Consider the following 17,359-nt stretch of genomic DNA (forward strand, 5'->3'; position numbering starts at 1 on the left):
CCGTACCTGGAAAGGTACGGGCCGGAAGTTTTTCATCAGAAGCGTTGGGCTTGCGATCAGTCCTGCTCGACGCCGAGGCTGATGCCGCGTGAGGCGAGCCAGGGGAGGGGATCGATCTTGTTCTCGCCGGCGAGATGAACCTCGAAGTGAAGGTGCGGGCCGGTGGAGAAGCCGCGGTTGCCGACAGTGGCGATCTGGTCGCCGGCCATGACCTGCTGACCGACCGTGACGGTGGACGTGTCGATGTGGCCGTAGACGGTGATCGTTCCGTCTGCGTGCTGTAGGCGTACCCACATGCCGAACCCGGAAGCCGGACCTGAATCGATGACCTTGCCGTCGGCGACGGCGACGATGGGCGTCCCGATCGGGGCGGCGATGTCGACGCCGGCGTGCAGGGTGCCCCAGCGGGTGCCGAAATTGGACGTGAACGTGCCAACTGCCGGCAGGACGAACAGCGGGCGACGGGCAGCGGCTTCGCGTGCTGCGCGCTCGTCACTGAAACGCTGGCCCTTGGCAAGCAGGTTGCTGAACTGGGAGAGGTCGGTCGGCGCTGCGACGTTGAGGACCTGCGGAGCGTCGGCCTCGGTGGTGGCTGCCGTGGAGGTGGCCGGAGCGAACTGAGCGGCCTGCGGTTCTGCGGTGGTACCGATCGCGGAGGACTCGTTGGCGAGTGCAACTTCCGAGTGGTCGGCGGCAGAAGAGGAACCGTCGTTGACAACTGCCTGGCCCGCGGCGACAACCGCGCCGGCTGCAACTGCCAGAACGGCGGCGCGGCCCTTGAGAGCGGAGGGAGGGGTGGGGAGTCGGTGAGCACCGCTGCGGCGAACCGGAGATTCGACATCGACTGTCGGTGCGGAGGAAGCGTAAGTGGGGGTGCTGATCACGTCGGACTCGACGAACTGGTGAGAGTCGGAATCTGACGACGTGGAGGATGAATTTCGAGTGAACATATCGGTAGAGATCTCAGAACTTTTGGTCTCGGTGTAACGCCTGGCCGAGTGCGTTGGATAAGTGGTCGTGACCTCGTCTGGAGCTGAGTTCGAGAACCTACTAGCGGTGAACTGGCTGCGGTGATGCATATGCCGGTTCTCTCCTCGAGTTCGTGATCAGCCCGTGACTTAGACCGACTGACGGTAACGAAATGATTGCGATGGGCGCAAGCCGTAGCGGAAACCTGTCCGATTATGTGACGTGCCTCACAGCTTGACCTGGGAATATGTCGATCCGGGCAAAACGGACGAATCATCTCGTTTCGTGATCACGCGTGTCACAACCGGATCACCGGTCCATTCAGGCACTACCGTCGATCGAGTGTCCACAACACCTGGAACTACGTCGCAGGCGCGTTTCGACGACCCCGGAGTGAAGTCCGGGGCGCCACTCGCGGCGGTAATCGGACTGCTCGGTGCCGTCGGAGTGGCAGCCAGTCCCGTCGTCGGAGTCGGGAGTGGCCGCGGGGTCGACACGACGGGGGCTCTTGCTTCCGCCGCTCTCTTCGCTGCCGTCTGCACGATCGTCGTGCCGCTGGTTGCGGTGCTCACCTCGGGGCGCAGGCCCGCCTTCGCAGGTGGACTCCTGGCAGGTATCGGCGCGGTGTCCCTCGGCGCGGCGATCCTCGACGTTCAGTTGTTCGTCGACGCAATCGATGCAAACCGCTTGGACCTTTTCCGTCCGATTTCGGCGGGTTCGATCGATGCGGGTCCGGGCGCTTATCTCGCGCTCGCGGGCCACGGACTTCTTGTGGTGTCCGGTGTCCTCGGCTTCATGGTCGTCCATCGTGAATCGGAGCGGGACGGATACGGCAGCGCTCGCGCCGCGGAATTCGACGGGCGATCGGTTGGCGGGCGGATCGGTGGGTGGCCGACAGCGCTGCTGATTCTGGCCGCGGTGGTGTTCGTGCTCTCCCTGTTCGGTCCTTCCTTCAGTTCGCAGGATCCGATCTTTCTGGTCAAACCGCTCGTCGACTCGGCGGCGGCCACCGCCGTCGGTACGGGATTGGTCGGCGTCGCGGTACTCGTTGCGGTCGCGGCGGCATTGACGTCCATCTCGCTACCGGTGGGCTGCGGCGCCCTGATCGGTGTCGGTCTCGGCGCACTCGCAGTCAGTGGAACCAGGGTGATGGCTGGGTTCGCGGCCGGCGATCGGATCGGCGTCGGTTCGGGATCGGTGGTCGGGGCGCTGGCCGCCGTGGTCATCGCCGTGATCGGAGTTTCAGCTCCCTACCTCGCATCCAGGCGTGAAAGAGATGCGATTCCCGCTGAAAGTGTGGTTCGCGCACCCGGGAAGACGACAAAGGGTGCGCTGAAAGCGGCGATGGTGGCTCAGTCCCGGGCGGCGCAAGCGCGGGTGAACAGACTTCACCGCGTTGCCGGTATCGGCGCAGTTGTCACCGCAGCAGTGGCGGCCCTGGGGGTGGCACTTCCGGTCCTGTCGTTGCCGGAGAACATCCCCGAACCGTCCATGCTCTCGTCTCGAGTTGTCCTGCTCGCGGCTGCTGTACTGCTGGTCGCCGGTCTGGGCTTGTTCGCCCCGGGCCGCGCCGCGGTGGTGCGGCCGGCCGTCGGCGTGTTGTGGACCACGGTCGTGATGGGAGTCGCCGCTGTCATGCAGTCGGCTGTCATCGCCACGGACGTACCGGGCGTCGGGTTGGGGGCCGGTGCCTTCGTGCTCTGCGGCGCGGCTTTCCTCGCTGCGGCGACGGGACTGCTCGTCTGGCTGGCGGGAAGCGCCGAGCGTGAGGATGTCGACACGTCGGTAGGTGGCGGTTCGCGAGGGCTGGTGCTTATCGTCGGTGGGATCGGCGCCGTCGCTGTCCTGATCGGAACCGCGCTTCCCCTCTATCAGGGCGACGCCTATACGGCGGCCTCAGTTCTGGAGTGGCCGTGGGGAATTGACGTCTGGGGTCAACTGCTCGTCGGCGTCACCGTCGTGATCGCCGCTGTGATCGCAGCGTCCGCGCGGCCGTCGCGGGGCGCGGCATTGCTGATCGGATCTGCCGTGGCAGCTCTGGTGTACGTCGGTGAGTGGCCACTCACGTCATCGCGCATATCGGACGCAACCGTGGGGGTGGGTGCGATCACAGCGGCCACGGGCATAGTGTTGCTTCTCGTTGCAGCGTTCTCGAGCGCAAGAATCAGTGAGACTGATGCTTGACAAATTCGGTGTGGCCACCTTGCCGAATCGGTGAGGCGTGCCTCATCGGGCAATTGCGCGTGACTTGGGCCACATAGCATCAATGCGGGCGCAAACCGAACGCGGCAACTGGTTAAAGTCCAGAACAGACCCGCTCCTACCCCTCGAGCGGGTGACAACGCAGACGAGACGGTGAGCAGATGGATCTCTTCGAATACCAGGCGAAGGAACTCTTCGCCAAGCACGGAGTGCCGACTTCGGCTGGACGTGTTACAGACACAGTCGCCGGCGCACGCGAGATTGCCGAAGAAATCGGTAAGCCCGTGATGGTGAAGGCACAGGTCAAGGTAGGCGGCCGCGGCAAGGCCGGTGGCGTCAAGTACTCGCCCGACGTGGATGCCGCAGTGGCAAACGCCGAGGCAATCCTGGGCCTGGACATCAAGGGCCATGTCGTCAAGAAGCTGCTGGTCGCAGAGGCAAGTGACATTGCCGAGGAGTACTACATCTCCTTCCTGCTCGACCGCACCAACCGCACCTACCTGGCCATGTGCTCGGTAGAGGGTGGCGTCGAGATCGAGGTCACCGCCGAGGAGAACCCCGACGCTCTCGCCAAGATCCCCGTCGACGCAGTCAAGGGCGTCGACCTCGCGTTCGCGCGCAGCATCGCCGAGGCAGGAAAGCTGCCCGCAGAGGTGCTCGACGCAGCGGCCGTGACGATCCAGAAGCTGTGGGAGGTCTTCATCGGCGAAGACGCACTCCTCGTCGAGGTCAACCCCCTCGTTCGTACGCCTGACGATCAGATCCTCGCCCTCGACGGCAAGGTCACCCTCGACGAGAACGCAGCGTTCCGTCAGCCCGGCCACGAGGCATTCGAGGATCGCGACGCTACCGATCCCCTCGAGCTCAAGGCCAAGGAAAACGACCTCAACTACGTCAAGCTCGACGGTGAGGTCGGAATCATCGGCAACGGCGCAGGCCTGGTCATGTCCACGCTGGACGTCGTCGCATACGCCGGCGAGAACCACGGTGGCGTCAAGCCCGCCAACTTCCTCGACATCGGCGGCGGAGCTTCCGCTGCAGTCATGGCTGCCGGCCTGGATGTCATCCTCAACGATGCACAGGTCAAGAGCGTGTTCGTCAACGTCTTCGGCGGCATCACCGCGTGTGACGCAGTTGCCAACGGCATCGTCGGCGCACTGAAGACCCTGGGTGACGAGGCCAACAAGCCGCTCGTCGTTCGCCTGGACGGAAACAACGTCGAAGAGGGTCGTCGCATCCTCGCCGAGGCCAACCACCCGCTGGTCACGGTCGTCGCAACCATGGACGAGGCCGCCGACAAGGCCGCCGAACTCGCTCACGCAGCGAAGTAAGGGACTCACAGAACAATGGCAATCTTCCTCACCAAGGATTCAAAGGTCATCGTCCAGGGCATCACCGGCGGCGAGGGCACCAAGCACACCGCTCTGATGCTCAAGGCCGGCACCCAGGTCGTCGGCGGCGTCAACGCTCGCAAGGCCGGCACCACGGTCTCGCACGTTGCAGCTGACGGTTCCCCTGTCGAGCTCCCCGTCTTCGCGACGGTCGAAGAGGCAATCAAGGAGACCGGCGCAGACGTCTCCATCGCATTCGTTCCCCCGGCCTTCTCGAAGGACGCCATCGTCGAGGCCATCGACGCGGAGATCCCGCTCCTCGTGGTCATCACCGAGGGCATCCCGGTTCAGGACTCCGCTTACGCTTGGGCGTACAACGAGTCCAAGGGCAAGAAGACGCGCATCATCGGACCGAACTGCCCCGGCATCATCACCCCGGGTGAGGCCCTCGTCGGCATCACGCCCGCCAACATTGCAGGCACCGGCCCCATCGGCCTGGTCTCCAAGTCGGGCACCCTGACCTACCAGATGATGTACGAACTCCGTGACTTCGGCTTCTCCACCGCCATCGGCATCGGCGGCGACCCGGTCATCGGAACCACCCACATCGACGCCATCGAGGCGTTCGAGAAGGATCCCGAGACCAAGGTCATCGTGATGATCGGTGAAATCGGTGGCGACGCGGAAGAGCGTGCAGCCGATTACATCAAGGCCAACGTCACCAAGCCGGTCGTCGGCTACGTGGCAGGCTTCACCGCTCCCGAAGGCAAGACCATGGGCCACGCCGGCGCCATCGTCTCCGGTTCCTCGGGAACTGCTCAGGCAAAGCAGGAAGCTCTCGAAGCTGCAGGCGTGAAGGTCGGCAAGACGCCGTCCGCCACCGCTGCTCTCGCTCGCGAGATTCTTCAGTCCCTGTAAGGGGCTTCGCACCCGTGCGTGGTTAGGGAGTCTCCGGACTCCTTAACCACGCACAGTGGTATCGACCCACATCGACCCGGCAGGTTCCAACTGCCCCGCACCGGATGTGATGGATGCGACGATCGAATCGAGATCGTCGGCGTCACCGGCGGCGAGCGTCATCACCGCCTTCGATCCATACGTAGTTCCGAGCACCGAGACGCCCCGCGCTCTCAGCTCCGCTTCCACCCGACCGGCCTCTGAGTGCCGGATCGCCAAAGTGCGCAGGATCTTTCTCTCCCTGGCCACAAGCTCGGCCGAATCGAGAGCCACCGAGACCGCTCCCGAATATGCGCGGACCAATCCACCGGCGCCGAGCTTGATTCCGCCGAAATAGCGCGTGACGACAACAATCACATCGACCAGATCTCGAGACTTGAGAACTTGAAGCATCGGCACCCCGGCAGTGCCGCCCGGTTCACCGTCGTCGTGTGCACGTTCGACGCGTGAGTTCGCCTCGTATCCGATCACGAAAGCCGAACAATGATGGCGCGCATCGGGATACAGCGATTTCTGCTCCGCGACGAACTCCGTGGCGGCTTCGGCGTCGTCTACTCGGTGAAGCGCGGCGATGAATCGTGAGTGCTTCACCTCGGTTTCGACGACGTGGTCGGCGCCGGGCGCGAGGGTGAAGGGCATCTGCCCATTGTCTCCTGTCGGTGTTAGCGTGCGAAGTCGAGACACATACGCTGGTAACCATCGAAGACCGTCTACGAGGAGAAGTCATGACGTTCACGCCGCAAGGGCCCAGCTTCGGGCCACCGAATCAGCCGGCAGCGGGCGGTGGAACCAAGAATCTCGGATTCATCCTGCTCATCGCCGTCGCGGCACTCGGCCTGATCAATTTCCTGCTCGGTTTTGCGCCCTTCACGTCGATCAGTGGAAGCAGCAGCGGCATCGGTAGCGGCCTGGATACCAGTTCGAGTTTCTTCGAATCGAGCATCTACGGCCTCGGATTCGTTTTCGCCGGCGGTGTGGTTGCAGGCGTCTCGCTGCTCCCGAAGCAGTCGTATGCAGGCATTGCCGCAGCGCTCACCCTCACGGGTTTCTTCGCTTTGGTGTTCGCCGCGTTCTCCGTCGGTACCAGCGACTACGTCGACATCAGCCTCGGTTGGGGCCTGATCATCGTGCTGATCCTCTCGTTCGTGCAGACCGTCGTCGCAGTCGCCGCGTTGTTGTTCGAGATCGGAATCCTGAAGGCGCCCGCGCCCCGACCGGTAGCTCAGCAGTACGGTCAGCAGCAGCCTTACGGCCAGGCGCCGGGGCAGGCGCCAGGTCAGCCACAGGGATACGGACAGGCTCAGTACGGCCAGCCTCAGCAGGCTCAGCAGCCGGGCCAGTACCAGCAGAATCCGCAGTACGGGCAGGCGCAGCAGCAGGGATACGGGGGAGCGCACGCCGCCCCCGTCGACCCGACCGCTTCGCAGCCGCCTTACGGCCAGACTGCGTCTCCCTACGGGCAGAACCCGGTGCAAAATCCCGGACAGACCGACTCGTCGGCCGCGACGACGTCGTCTTACTATCCGCTGACCTCTCAGCCCGGTGGCCAGCCGAACCCGAGTTACTCGTCGGATCAGTTCACCGCTCCACGCGGTTACGGCCAGCCGTACAACCAGCAGCAGACTGGCTCGACCGAGCAGCCGACGGGCTTCGAGCCGCCTACCTTCGAAGCGCCGACGCCGTCTGCGGAACCTGACCAGGGCAGCAGCGATTCCGCGGCCGAGACCAAGGTCTTCGGCTCGCAGAACCCCGACGAGCGTCAGCAGTAGTACTTCTTCGTTTCACGAACATGAATGTGGCCTCCGACCCGCTGCGGGTGGAGGCCACATTCCGTGAGCCCGACGGCGCGCCTGAGTGCGCGGCGCACTGTCGAGTGAAACCCTCGAGGGGATGAGTTCTTTGATTGATGGCACCCGGTCCCGTCCCACGTCCTCACGACCCGGACGTGGTCGTACTGGCAGCGGCCGCGTCGGCGGCGGTCGCCCGGGACCGAACCCGGACCTGGCGCGCAAGCTGCTGACCGTCGCCTTCCGACCGTCGGGCCTGACGCTGCTGCTGATCGCGGCTGTCGTCGTGGTCACTTTGGTATCGGCGAGCAGCGACCTGACCGGAACCTTCGGCGCCATTGCCACCACCTGGTTGGTCATCCACCAGGTGCCGGCGACTATCAGCGGCGTCCAACTCGGTGTACTGCCATTGCTTCCGACGGCCGTCATGATGTGGGTGGTCGCACGCCGATGCGCGTCGACTGCGGTGCACACCGACTCCCGTGACGACACCCTCCGCCTGGTGGGGGCGGCGGTAGCCGGGCCGTTGACTATCACGGCAATCGCTCTCGCCGTTGTCGCCGACGCCTCCGCGGCAATTCCGCTGTCGAGCCCCAACACGTTGGCCGCTTTCGGCTGGGTCGCCGGGATTCACCTGATCGCCGCGTCCGTCGGTGTTGCTGCTGCGCACTGGGATCGCGTCGTCGCCGAGATTCCGCCGTGGGCATCTGCCGCTGTTCGTCCGGCCGCGGCCGCGTCGGCAGCGCTGCTGGCTGCGGGCGCCGTGGCCGTCGTGGTGTCGCTACTCGTGTCGTGGTCGACGGTCGGTGACCTACTCGCACGCGGCAACGGGTTTGTCGGCGTACTGGGATTGACGGTGTTGTCGCTGCTCTACCTGCCGAACCTCGTGGTCGGTGCAGCCGCGGTGATGACGGGATCGACGGCCGATTTCGGAAACGTCTCCATCAGCGTGTTCGGCAACATCGGTGGAGATCTGCCACCCTTGCCCCTTCTCGGAGCGGTTCCGGAAGGCGTCGCCGGCGGAATCTGGCCGGTGCTGTTGATCGTTCCGGCTGCGGTGGGTGTGATGCTCGGCCGTGATTGCGCTCGACGCATCGCCGGGCAGGACAGTGTGCTCGCAGTGCTGACGGCAGCTGCCGGTGCCGGCGTCGTCATGGCTCTGCTTGCCCTTGCTGCGGGGGGAGACCTCGGGCAGTTCGGCACCGTCGAGGTCCTGTGGTGGGGCTTCGGTCTTCTGACTTTTGCGTGGCTGGGATTGTTCGGAACCGTCTCGGCGCTGTTCGCGATGTGGTTCTCACACCGCGGACACATGAAGGACGAGGTTGCGCCGCCGACGGCTGAACCGGCTCGAGAATCCGAGCCCGAACTTGCGATCACGGCCGCGGCCACAACGGATGGCGAGGACGACGAAAACGCCGACGAAGTGCTCGCCCAGGAATCTGCGGTGGTAGTGACCAAGGTCGTCGAAGCCGAAATTGTCGAAGAATCAGGCGAACCCGTGCAGGTAGTGACAGAGGAAACCGTCGAGATCGAAGTAGTCGACGCGGAGGTTGTCGCGGCACCCGAGGCGGACCCCACAGCCGGGGCCGAGCCGGAGACCGACCTGCCCTCGAAGCCGCAGGAGTCCAGCGACTAGGCTGTCATGCGGCCGATACTCCGGCCGCATCATCTTCCAGTTCTCAGGAGTAGTGCGCTGACTGCCTCGGCCGACAATCCGCAGCCGACAATGCCCGACAGGGTCCAATTTCGCGACTCTGTCGCGCGGGTAGTCGTACTCGCTTCCGGCGCGGGAACCCTGCTGACTTCGCTGATCGACGCTTCGCATGCCGAGGGATACCCCGCCGAGATCGTTGCCGTCGGTGTAGATCGTGACTGCCTCGCCGCCGAGCACGCTGCGGATTCGAAGATCCCGTCCTTCAAGGTCTCGATCAAGACCTACGAAAATCGTGCCGCCTGGGACGAGGCGCTGACAGCAGCAGTGGCCGAGTACGAACCCGATCTCGTGGTCAGTGCAGGCTTCATGAAAATCCTCGGCCCCAGCTTTCTCGAGCGTTTCGGCGGCCGAATCATCAACACTCATCCCGCGTTGCTGCCTGCCTTTCCCGGCGCGCACGCGGTTCCCGACGCTCTGGCGTACGGCGTGAAGGTCACCGGTTCCACGGTGCATCTCGTCGACGGCGGAGTTGATACCGGGCCGATCTTGGCGCAGGAAGCTGTGCCGGTGCATGACGACGACACCGAGTCTTCGTTGCATGAACGCATCAAAATTGTGGAGCGACGGTTGTTGGCGGACGTCATCGCCGCTGTTGCTACGCGCGGAGTGGTTTCCGATGGACGAAAGGCCGTGATCCCCAGTGAGTGAACGCAAGGCTGTGCGCCGTGCACTTGTCAGCGTCTACGACAAGAGTGGTCTGATCGAGCTGGCCACGGGCCTGCACGAGGCCGGTGTCGAGTTGGTCTCGACCGGTTCGACCGCGTCGAAGATCGCCGACGCCGGAATCCCCGTGACCCCGGTCGAGGCTCTGACCGGATTCCCGGAATGCCTCGAAGGCCGTGTGAAGACGCTGCATCCGCGCGTCCACGCCGGCGTTCTCGCCGATACCCGCAAGCCGGATCACCTCGCTCAGCTCGAGGAACTCGGCATCGCGACCTTCGAATTGGTCGTCGTGAACCTGTACCCCTTCACCGAGACGGTTGCCTCGGGCGCTAGCCCGGACGAGTGCGTCGAGCAGATCGACATCGGCGGCCCGTCGATGGTGCGTGCTGCAGCCAAGAACCATCCGTCGGTTGCCGTCGTGGTCGATCCGGCTCGTTACGCCGACGTCCTGACTGCCGTTGCCGGTGGCGGATTCACCTTGCGTGAGCGCACTGTGCTTGCGGCGCAGGCGTTCCAGCACACTGCGTCGTACGACGTCGCTGTTGCGAGCTGGATGACGAGCACGATCGCCGCTGACGAAGACGGTTCGCTGTTCCCGGCCTGGGTCGGTGCTACCTGGAACCGCAGCGCTGTTCTTCGCTACGGCGAGAACCCGCACCAGGACGCCGCGCTGTACGAGAACCCGGCTGCGCCTGCAGGTTTGGCTCAGGCGGAGCAGTTGCACGGCAAGGAGATGTCGTACAACAACTACACGGACTCCGACGCAGCGTGGCGCGCAGCGTACGACTTCACTGATCCGGCCGTCGCAATCATCAAGCACGCCAACCCGTGTGGCATCGCCATCGGCACCGACATCGCCGACGCCCACCGCAAGGCGCATGCATGCGATCCGGTCAGTGCTTTCGGTGGTGTGATCGCTGCCAACCGCGAGGTCACCGTCGAACTGGCCGAGCAGATCGCCGACATCTTCACCGAGGTCGTCATCGCGCCCTCGTACGAAGACGGAGCTGTCGAGGTTCTGCAGCGTAAGAAGAACATTCGTGTTCTGAAGGCAGCCGCTCCGACCGCTACCGGAATCGAACTGCGTCCGATCTCCGGCGGTACCTTGCTCCAGCAGCGCGACGTCCTGGACGCCGACGGCGACAACCCGGCCAATTGGACCCTCGCCAACGGTGAGGCTGCCGATGCCGAGACTCTCGCTGACCTCGAATTTGCTTGGCGCGCCAGCCGTTCGGTGAAGTCCAACGCGATCCTGCTGGCCTCCGGCGGTGCCTCTGTCGGCGTCGGCATGGGCCAGGTCAACCGCGTCGACGCAGCGCATCTGGCTGTTCAGCGAGCCGGTGACCGCGTCGTAGGTTCGGTTGCAGCTTCGGACGCGTTCTTCCCGTTCCCTGACGGTCTGCAGGTGCTGCTCAACGCCGGCGTCAAGGCTGTTGTGCAGCCGGGTGGTTCGGTTCGCGACAACGAAGTGATTGCCGCAGCCAAGGAAGCCGGTGTCACTCTCTATCTGACCGGTGCGCGCCACTTCGCGCACTGACTCCTGCCTCGGTAGCGGGCCTCGACTCCTCAACGGGAGTTCGGGGCCCGTTCTGCATTCAGGCCGCCCGGGTCTTTCAGGCGGCGCTGCTGTGGGTGCCCTGGAGTTCGCGGGGTGAGCCGGTGATGACGACGCGTGAGGCTCCGCGACTGCGGATCTCGCTGATCAATGCGCCGAGGGTAGCTTCGTGGGCCGCATCGGAGTGTGAAAGATCCAGGGTGACGGCGTATCCGGTGAGGTCACCGGGCAGATCGACATACGGCGGCGCGATGGACAGTTGGTTGACTCGAAGTTTCATGTGGTGCTCCTGCGTGTGAAAGGTAAAAGAAAAGGCACCCGAGGCGTTTGCCCTGGGTGCCGAGAACGAATCCGGTGAAACTGGGGATCATTCTCGGGGTACACCGCGCTTGTTGCCCATGTGCTTGGCCGACATTGCGGCCGAAAAAATGTGCTTGTCTGCGGTGCAGCTGCGCCACGAAGGTACGGATACGACGTGCGGGTGTAGCGACATGATGTCCGTTCCTTTCTGTGTGGCGTTGCTGGTTAATGGATGACCGTACAGCACGGATCGAGGGTTCGCACCAATAAAAAGCGCCGCGAACGTAAACTCCGGGTGACTTCTGTCCCCAGGTTCGCTGGATTGAAAGAGTCTTCATTGCAGGTCAGGCGTAGAAAGCAGAATTCCCTCCGCGATGGTTCGCGGAGGGAACTTTCTACCTGAAAAAGAGGACGTTCGGTCTGTACGTGATCAGGAGAACGAACGGACCCACGCTGTGAAGGGCTCCGAGAACTCTGCCGAGTACGGAAGCGGCGCGACGTAGTCGGCACCGGTGGACTGTTCGTCGCCGATGTCCTTGAGTACGAAGTTGGCGTTGCGCATCCGCACGGAAGTCAGCGCTGTATGTGAGAGCGCGGCGTCGAGTGCCGCGACATCGGCGGGAATGACTTGGATGTCCTTGTCCGAGCAGCTCGTGAGAACGGGCATGCCCGCCGGTAGCGCCGCCACGAGCGCAACCGGGTCCAATGCGTCTTCCTCGGCGAGTGCCTTGGCATTGGCGTGTACGAGTCCCGCATTCTGCAGCGGCTCGGGCAGGTCATCCGGAACAGTGCCCTCGGATCGCAGCGACTCGACGGCATCGGCGAGCGCGACGCGCAGTTCGTCAGCCAGTTCGACCGGCAACTGACCGGCGCCGACGACGGCGTCGAGCTGGCGGTGAATCTGCGTCGTGAGTAGATCGAGAAGTCTGACGCTCAGTGGCTCGAGCAGTGCGAGGGCACTGACTCTGGCGCCCTCCTTCGCGGTGGCGAGAGCCAGTGCGACTACGGCGCCGTCGCTGTGTCCGACCACGAACAAGCGCTCGGGATCGACACCGGGTTGCCCGGCGAGGTAGTCCAGTCCGTCGGAGGCGGCGTCGACAAAAGTGTTGAAGCCGAGATCGGCGATGTCCTCGATGTCGTAGTCACCGAGGGCGGTTTCGCCACTGCCGAGCTTGTCGTAACGCAGACTTGAAATCCCTTGTTTTTCAAGAAGATCCGCGATGAACCGCAGAGTTCCGATGTCGCCTTCGAGGAGGGCGCTGTCGCCGTTGCGATCGGTGGGGCCGCTGCCGGCCAGAATCAGCGCGGCCGGGGCAGGGGCGTCGGGTGAGGCGGCCAGGCGAAGACTCCCGTACAGGGTGACGTCGCCGGATTGGAACGAGATCTCGGTGTCGGACATGACGACTTGTCTACCAGGTCGGTGCGGTCAGGCGGTGCGCAGACTCCGGACACGACGCCAGCCACGCCAGCTGAACCACAAGAGCGCGGCGAGCAGGGGAATGATCAGGAGCGGCAAGATCATCGCGATCAAGGAGGTGAAGAAAGTCAGCACATCCTCGATGACGGAAACGACGGGATTTGCCAGCCCACCGGTAGTGGCCGTACTGACCGCGCGAGTGCCGGTCTGCGCGGCGCTGAACGTCAACGCCGTCGGCGCTCCGACGATGATGCCCGCCAACGCGGCCATCGCAGGGTCGAGATGGCTGAAGGCCGCCCAGGCCGCGATCACTCCGGCGATCGGTCCGGTGACGTTCCCGATCACCGAGAGTGCGTTGTCCACGAACGGAATGAGGTCGGCACCCAGTTCGACCACCGCGGCGATTGCCAATGCGACCAGCGCGCCGGTCGATCCGATCCACCGCATCGACTCGCCGACGGTGATCCCGAACAGTTCGAAGTGGACGGCAGCGCTGAGCATCAGCAGCGGCAGGAAGGTTCGCATTCCGGACGCTGCGGCGAGTCCGAGGCCGAGCATGGCCGGCAACACCCAGGTATCCATGGGTGGAGTTTAGGTCTACTGTGCGCCTTTATTAACCGCCGGCGGTTAATAAAGGCGCACAGCAAAGTCTCGGAAAGGACCTTTCATGGCGACAAACCCGCAGCCGATGTTCTTCCTCAACCTGCCCGTCAAGGACCTCGGCAAGGCCACCACCTTCTACGAGGGCCTCGGATACTCCAAGAACACGCAGTTCTCCGACGAGAATGCGTCGTCGATGGTTATCAGTGACACCATCGTCGTGATGCTGTTGGCCGAGCCCTTCTTCAAGACCTTCACCACCAAGGGCATCGCCGACACCTCGACGTCGACGGAGGCGCTGCTCGGTCTCTCGGCCGAGACCCGTGAGGCCGTCGACACCCTCGTCGACAAGGCGCTCGAGACCGGCGGTTCCGAAGGTAACGCGACGCAGGATCACGGCTTCATGTACAGCCGCAGCTTCCAGGATCCCGACGGCCACATCTGGGAAATCATCTGGATGAATCCCGAGAACATCGAAGGCTGAGCGACCGAACTTCCTCGGCGAGAGGCGAAACCCCGCAAACACTCGTAGCGTGGAGTGGTGACTGTCGCAAAAACCCTCGGAGAGCTACGCGCCTCCGGACACGTACAGCGAAGTGTCAAGGAAGAACTACGAGAGAATCTTCTCGCCGCGTTGCGGGACGGCCGTGACCCCTGGCCCGGGATAGTCGGGTTCGAGGACACGGTCGCCCCGCAACTCGAGCGGGCGCTGATCGCCGGCCACGACGTGGTTCTGCTCGGCGAACGAGGTCAGGGAAAGACGAGGCTGCTTCGCACTCTCGGGCTCCTGCTCGACGAGTGGACGCCCGTCATCGAAGGCTCGGAACTGGGGGAGCACCCGTACGAGCCGATCACCCCGGCTTCGATACGTCGAGCCAAGGAACTGGGCGACGACCTCCCGATCGCCTGGCGCCACCGCAGCGAGCGGTACTCCGAGAAGTTGGCGACGCCGGATACCTCGGTCGCCGACCTGATCGGCGACGTCGATCCGGTCAAGGTTGCCGAAGGCCGGAGCCTCGGCGATCCGGAGACCATTCACTTCGGCCTCGTGCCTCGCGCGCATCGCGGAATCGTGGCTATCAACGAGCTTCCCGACCTCGCCGAACGCATCCAGGTCTCTTTGCTCAACGTGATGGAAGAGCGGGACATCCAGGTCCGCGGGTACACGCTTCGGCTTCCGTTGGACGTTCTTCTGGTCGCGAGCGCCAACCCCGAGGACTACACCAACCGCGGGCGCATCATCACACCACTCAAGGACCGCTTCGGCGCCGAGATCCGTACTCACTACCCCGTCGAGTTGGCGGGCGAGATCGCGGTGATCGAGCAGGAGGCGCACCTGGCCGCGGAGGTGCCCGACTACCTTCTCGAAATTCTTGCCAGATTCACTCGCCTGCTCCGCGAATCCACCTCGGTGGACCAGCGATCGGGTGTGTCGGCACGCTTTGCCGTCGCCGGCGCGGAAACCGTCAGTGCCGCCGCGGTACGACGGGCAGCGGTGCTCGGCGAAGCCGATCCTGTTGCACGGCCCGTCGATCTCGAGTCCGTGGTCGAGGTTCTTCGCGGCAAGGTCGAGTTCGAATCCGGTGAAGAGGGACGGGAACTGGAGGTGCTCGAGCACCTGCTGCGTCGCGCGACGGCCGATACGGTTCGGGTACGTCTCGGCGGGATCGACCTGGGGATGCTGGTTGCTGCGGTGGAGATGGGCAACACGATCGTCACCGGTGAATCTGTCACGGCCAAGGCATTTCTCGACGAGCTTCCGGACCTCGAGGTCCTCGACGAAGTAGCCGAACGTCTCGGTGCGCAATCCGACGGCGAGCGTGCCGCCGGTGCCGAACTTGCCCTCGAAGGGCTTTACCTCGCGCGCCGGATCTCCAAAGATCAAGGCCCGGGCGGCCGCTCGGTGTATTCGTAAGGGGCAGTGATGATCCACAATCCGCGGTACGGGCCTTACGACGGTGGTCCCGATCCGCTCGCGCCTCCCGTGGATCTGCGCGAGGCCCTGGCAGCAATCGGCGACGACGTGTTGTCGGGCACGTCGCCGCGCCATGCCCTCCGAGAGCTCCTGCGCCGAGGCAACCGGGACATGCGCGGGCTCGACGACCTTGCCGCCCAGGCGAACCGGCGTCGACGCGAGTTGCTGCGCCGCAACAATCTCGACGGAACTCTCGACGAGGTTCGCAAGCTTCTCGACAAGGCGGTGCTCGAAGAGCGCAAAGAACTGGCACGTGCTCTCGACGACGACGCACGATTCAACGAAATGCGGATCGAGGAGTTACCGCCGTCGACAGCTCAGGCCGTGCAAGATCTGGCCGACTACAACTGGCGCAGCGAACAGGCGCGCGCGGATTACGAGAAGATTCGTGATCTGCTCGGGCGAGAGGTCCTCGATCAACGCTTCTCGGGAATGAAGCAGGCACTCGAGGGCGCCACCGACGAGGATCGTGAGCAGATACGCCAGATGCTGGCTGATCTGAATCACTTGCTCGACGCGCACTCTCGGGGCGTCGACACTGCGGAGCAGTTCGCGGACTTCATAGACAAGCACGGGCAGTATTTCCCGGACAACCCGCGCAACGTCGACGAACTTCTGGATTCTTTGGCGCAGCGCGCGGCGGCTGCACAACGATTGCGGAACTCGCTCTCGCAGGAGCAGCGTGACGAGTTGGATGCGTTGGCGCAGCAGGCGTTCGGTGATCCGAGCCTGATGAGTGAGCTGAGTCAACTCGACCAGTTCCTTCAGGCGGCTCGGCCGGGTGAGGACTGGGAAGGTTCGCAACAGTTCCGCGGCGACAACGGAATGGGGTTGGGTGAGGGGACCGGTGCCCTGCAGGACATCGCCGAGCTGGAATCCTTGGCGGATCAACTGTCGCAGCAATACGCGGGCGCGGCGCTCGACGACATCGACCCCGAGCTACTCGCGCGGCAACTCGGCGACGAAGCCGCCGCTGATGCTCGCACCCTGGCCGATCTCGAAAAGGCTTTGCAGGAACAGGGTTTCTTCGATCGTTCACCGGATGGTCAATGGCGCTTGTCGCCCAAAGCCATGCGACAGCTCGGGCAGACTGCTCTGCGCGATGTCGCCGGGCAACTGTCGTCGCGAACCGGCCAACGCGATACGCGTCGGGCCGGTGCGATGGGCGAACCGACCGGAGCTTCCCGCGAATGGGAGTTCGGGGACACCGAACCGTGGGACGTCACGAGAACCATCACCAACGCCGTCCTACGTGACCCGGGCCGAATGCCGGTGCGGCTGAGCGTCGTCGATGTCGAGGTGGCCGAAACCGAGCAGCGTAGTCAGGCTGCTGTGGCTCTGTTGGTGGACACGTCGTTCTCGATGGTGATGGAGGATCGCTGGGTGCCGATGAAGCGCACCGCTCTGGCACTCAATCATCTGGTGAGCACGCGGTTTCGCAGCGACGAACTCCAGTTGATCGCCTTCGGACGCCACGCGCACGTACTGAGCCCGTCGGAGCTCGCCGGTTTGGACGGCGCGTGGGACCAGGGAACCAACCTGCACCACGCACTGTTGTTGGCGGCCAGACACCTTCGACGCCATTCCAACGCACAGCCGGTGGTATTGATCGTCACGGACGGTGAGCCGACGGCTCATCTCGAAGCGGACGGAGAAGCCAGGTTCGACTACCCGCCGAGTGCGCGAACCCTCGGTTTGACGGTTCGAGCACTCGACGCGGTGGCCAGGCTGGGCGCCAAGGTCACGTTCTTCCGCCTCGGTGAGGATCCAGGTCTGGCCAGGGTGGTCGACCGGATGGCGCACCGTGTGGGTGGACGCGTCATCGCGCCGGACCTGGACGGCCTCGGCGCCGCGGTCGTGAGTGACTACATGCGAGGTCGCCGCTGATT

The 17,359-nt window shown here is 64.2% G+C and carries 15 protein-coding genes; 10 read left to right on the top strand and 5 right to left on the bottom strand.

Translation table 11 applies throughout. The features are described from left to right. Window positions 1-56: 56 nt before the first annotated feature. Window positions 57-1,079, bottom strand: coding sequence for a M23 family metallopeptidase (locus V3587_RS04940; protein WP_064111766.1), 1,023 nt, complete (start codon window positions 1,077-1,079; stop codon window positions 57-59). A 232-nt stretch (window positions 1,080-1,311) separates the two neighbouring features. Between V3587_RS04940 and V3587_RS04945 the strand changes: the two genes are divergently transcribed. The 3 genes from V3587_RS04945 (at window position 1,312) to sucD (ending at window position 5,420) form a co-directional block, all read left to right on the top strand. Continuing rightward, window positions 1,312-3,153, top strand: a complete 1,842-nt coding sequence (locus V3587_RS04945; RefSeq protein WP_283376178.1) for a hypothetical protein — start codon at window positions 1,312-1,314, stop codon at window positions 3,151-3,153. 179 nt (window positions 3,154-3,332) lie between these two features. Next, window positions 3,333-4,502 (top strand): ADP-forming succinate--CoA ligase subunit beta, encoded by a 1,170-nt coding sequence (gene sucC, locus V3587_RS04950; protein ID WP_003946426.1) that lies wholly within the window; start codon window positions 3,333-3,335, stop codon window positions 4,500-4,502. Window positions 4,503-4,517: 15 nt separating this feature from the next. Then, window positions 4,518-5,420, top strand: a complete 903-nt coding sequence (gene sucD, locus V3587_RS04955) for a succinate--CoA ligase subunit alpha (protein ID WP_003946432.1) — start codon at window positions 4,518-4,520, stop codon at window positions 5,418-5,420. Between the two features lie 42 nt (window positions 5,421-5,462). Here sucD and V3587_RS04960 read toward each other — a convergent pair whose 3' ends face one another. Then, window positions 5,463-6,098 carry an IMPACT family protein gene (locus tag V3587_RS04960; protein WP_058037877.1) on the bottom strand — a complete coding sequence of 212 codons (636 nt, stop codon included), beginning with the start codon at window positions 6,096-6,098 and terminating at the stop codon, window positions 5,463-5,465. A gap of 86 nt (window positions 6,099-6,184) precedes the next feature. Between V3587_RS04960 and V3587_RS04965 the strand changes: the two genes are divergently transcribed. The 4 genes from V3587_RS04965 (at window position 6,185) to purH (ending at window position 11,160) form a co-directional block, all read left to right on the top strand. Then, window positions 6,185-7,228, top strand: coding sequence for a DUF5336 domain-containing protein (locus V3587_RS04965; RefSeq protein ID WP_064074026.1), 1,044 nt, complete (start codon window positions 6,185-6,187; stop codon window positions 7,226-7,228). A 121-nt stretch (window positions 7,229-7,349) separates the two neighbouring features. Beyond that, window positions 7,350-8,882: a cell division protein PerM gene (locus V3587_RS04970; protein ID WP_064074027.1), complete on the top strand. Its 1,533-nt coding sequence runs from the start codon at window positions 7,350-7,352 to the stop codon at window positions 8,880-8,882. Between the two features lie 6 nt (window positions 8,883-8,888). Continuing rightward, window positions 8,889-9,608 carry a phosphoribosylglycinamide formyltransferase gene (purN, locus tag V3587_RS04975; RefSeq protein WP_030534875.1) on the top strand — a complete coding sequence of 240 codons (720 nt, stop codon included), beginning with the start codon at window positions 8,889-8,891 and terminating at the stop codon, window positions 9,606-9,608. Next, window positions 9,601-11,160, top strand: a complete 1,560-nt coding sequence (gene purH, locus V3587_RS04980) for a bifunctional phosphoribosylaminoimidazolecarboxamide formyltransferase/IMP cyclohydrolase (protein WP_003946407.1) — start codon at window positions 9,601-9,603, stop codon at window positions 11,158-11,160. Before purN ends, purH begins: the two co-directional genes overlap by 8 nt. A 76-nt stretch (window positions 11,161-11,236) precedes the next feature. Here the strand turns inward: purH and V3587_RS04985 are convergent, their stop codons facing one another. The 3 genes from V3587_RS04985 to V3587_RS04995 form a co-directional block, all read right to left on the bottom strand. Further along, the gene (locus V3587_RS04985) at window positions 11,237-11,458 is read right to left on the bottom strand and encodes a hypothetical protein (RefSeq protein WP_003946391.1); all 222 of its coding nucleotides are present in this window, start codon (window positions 11,456-11,458) and stop codon (window positions 11,237-11,239) included. A gap of 450 nt (window positions 11,459-11,908) precedes the next feature. Further along, complete coding sequence (locus V3587_RS04990) at window positions 11,909-12,877, bottom strand: alpha/beta hydrolase family protein (protein WP_003946348.1); 969 nt, start codon at window positions 12,875-12,877, stop codon at window positions 11,909-11,911. A 27-nt stretch (window positions 12,878-12,904) separates the two neighbouring features. After that, entirely contained in the window at window positions 12,905-13,477 is a 573-nt protein-coding gene (locus V3587_RS04995) for a DUF4126 domain-containing protein (protein ID WP_007727593.1), read from the bottom strand. A gap of 85 nt (window positions 13,478-13,562) precedes the next feature. On the opposite strand from V3587_RS04995, the gene V3587_RS05000 reads away from it, so the two are divergent. The 3 genes from V3587_RS05000 to V3587_RS05010 are packed head-to-tail and all read left to right on the top strand — an operon-like array spanning window position 13,563 to window position 17,357. After that, window positions 13,563-13,979, top strand: a complete 417-nt coding sequence (locus tag V3587_RS05000; RefSeq protein WP_064111779.1) for a VOC family protein — start codon at window positions 13,563-13,565, stop codon at window positions 13,977-13,979. Between the two features lie 54 nt (window positions 13,980-14,033). Continuing rightward, window positions 14,034-15,410 (top strand): ATP-binding protein, encoded by a 1,377-nt coding sequence (locus tag V3587_RS05005; protein WP_102999408.1) that lies wholly within the window; start codon window positions 14,034-14,036, stop codon window positions 15,408-15,410. A 9-nt stretch (window positions 15,411-15,419) separates the two neighbouring features. After that, on the top strand, window positions 15,420-17,357 hold the full coding sequence (locus tag V3587_RS05010; protein WP_204855495.1) for a VWA domain-containing protein: 1,938 nt from the start codon (window positions 15,420-15,422) through the stop codon (window positions 17,355-17,357). The last annotated feature ends 2 nt before the right edge of the window (window positions 17,358-17,359 follow it).

It is taken from the genome of Rhodococcus sp. IEGM 1306 (assembly GCF_036541985.1).
GTDB lineage: Bacteria > Actinomycetota > Actinomycetes > Mycobacteriales > Mycobacteriaceae > Rhodococcus_F > Rhodococcus_F qingshengii.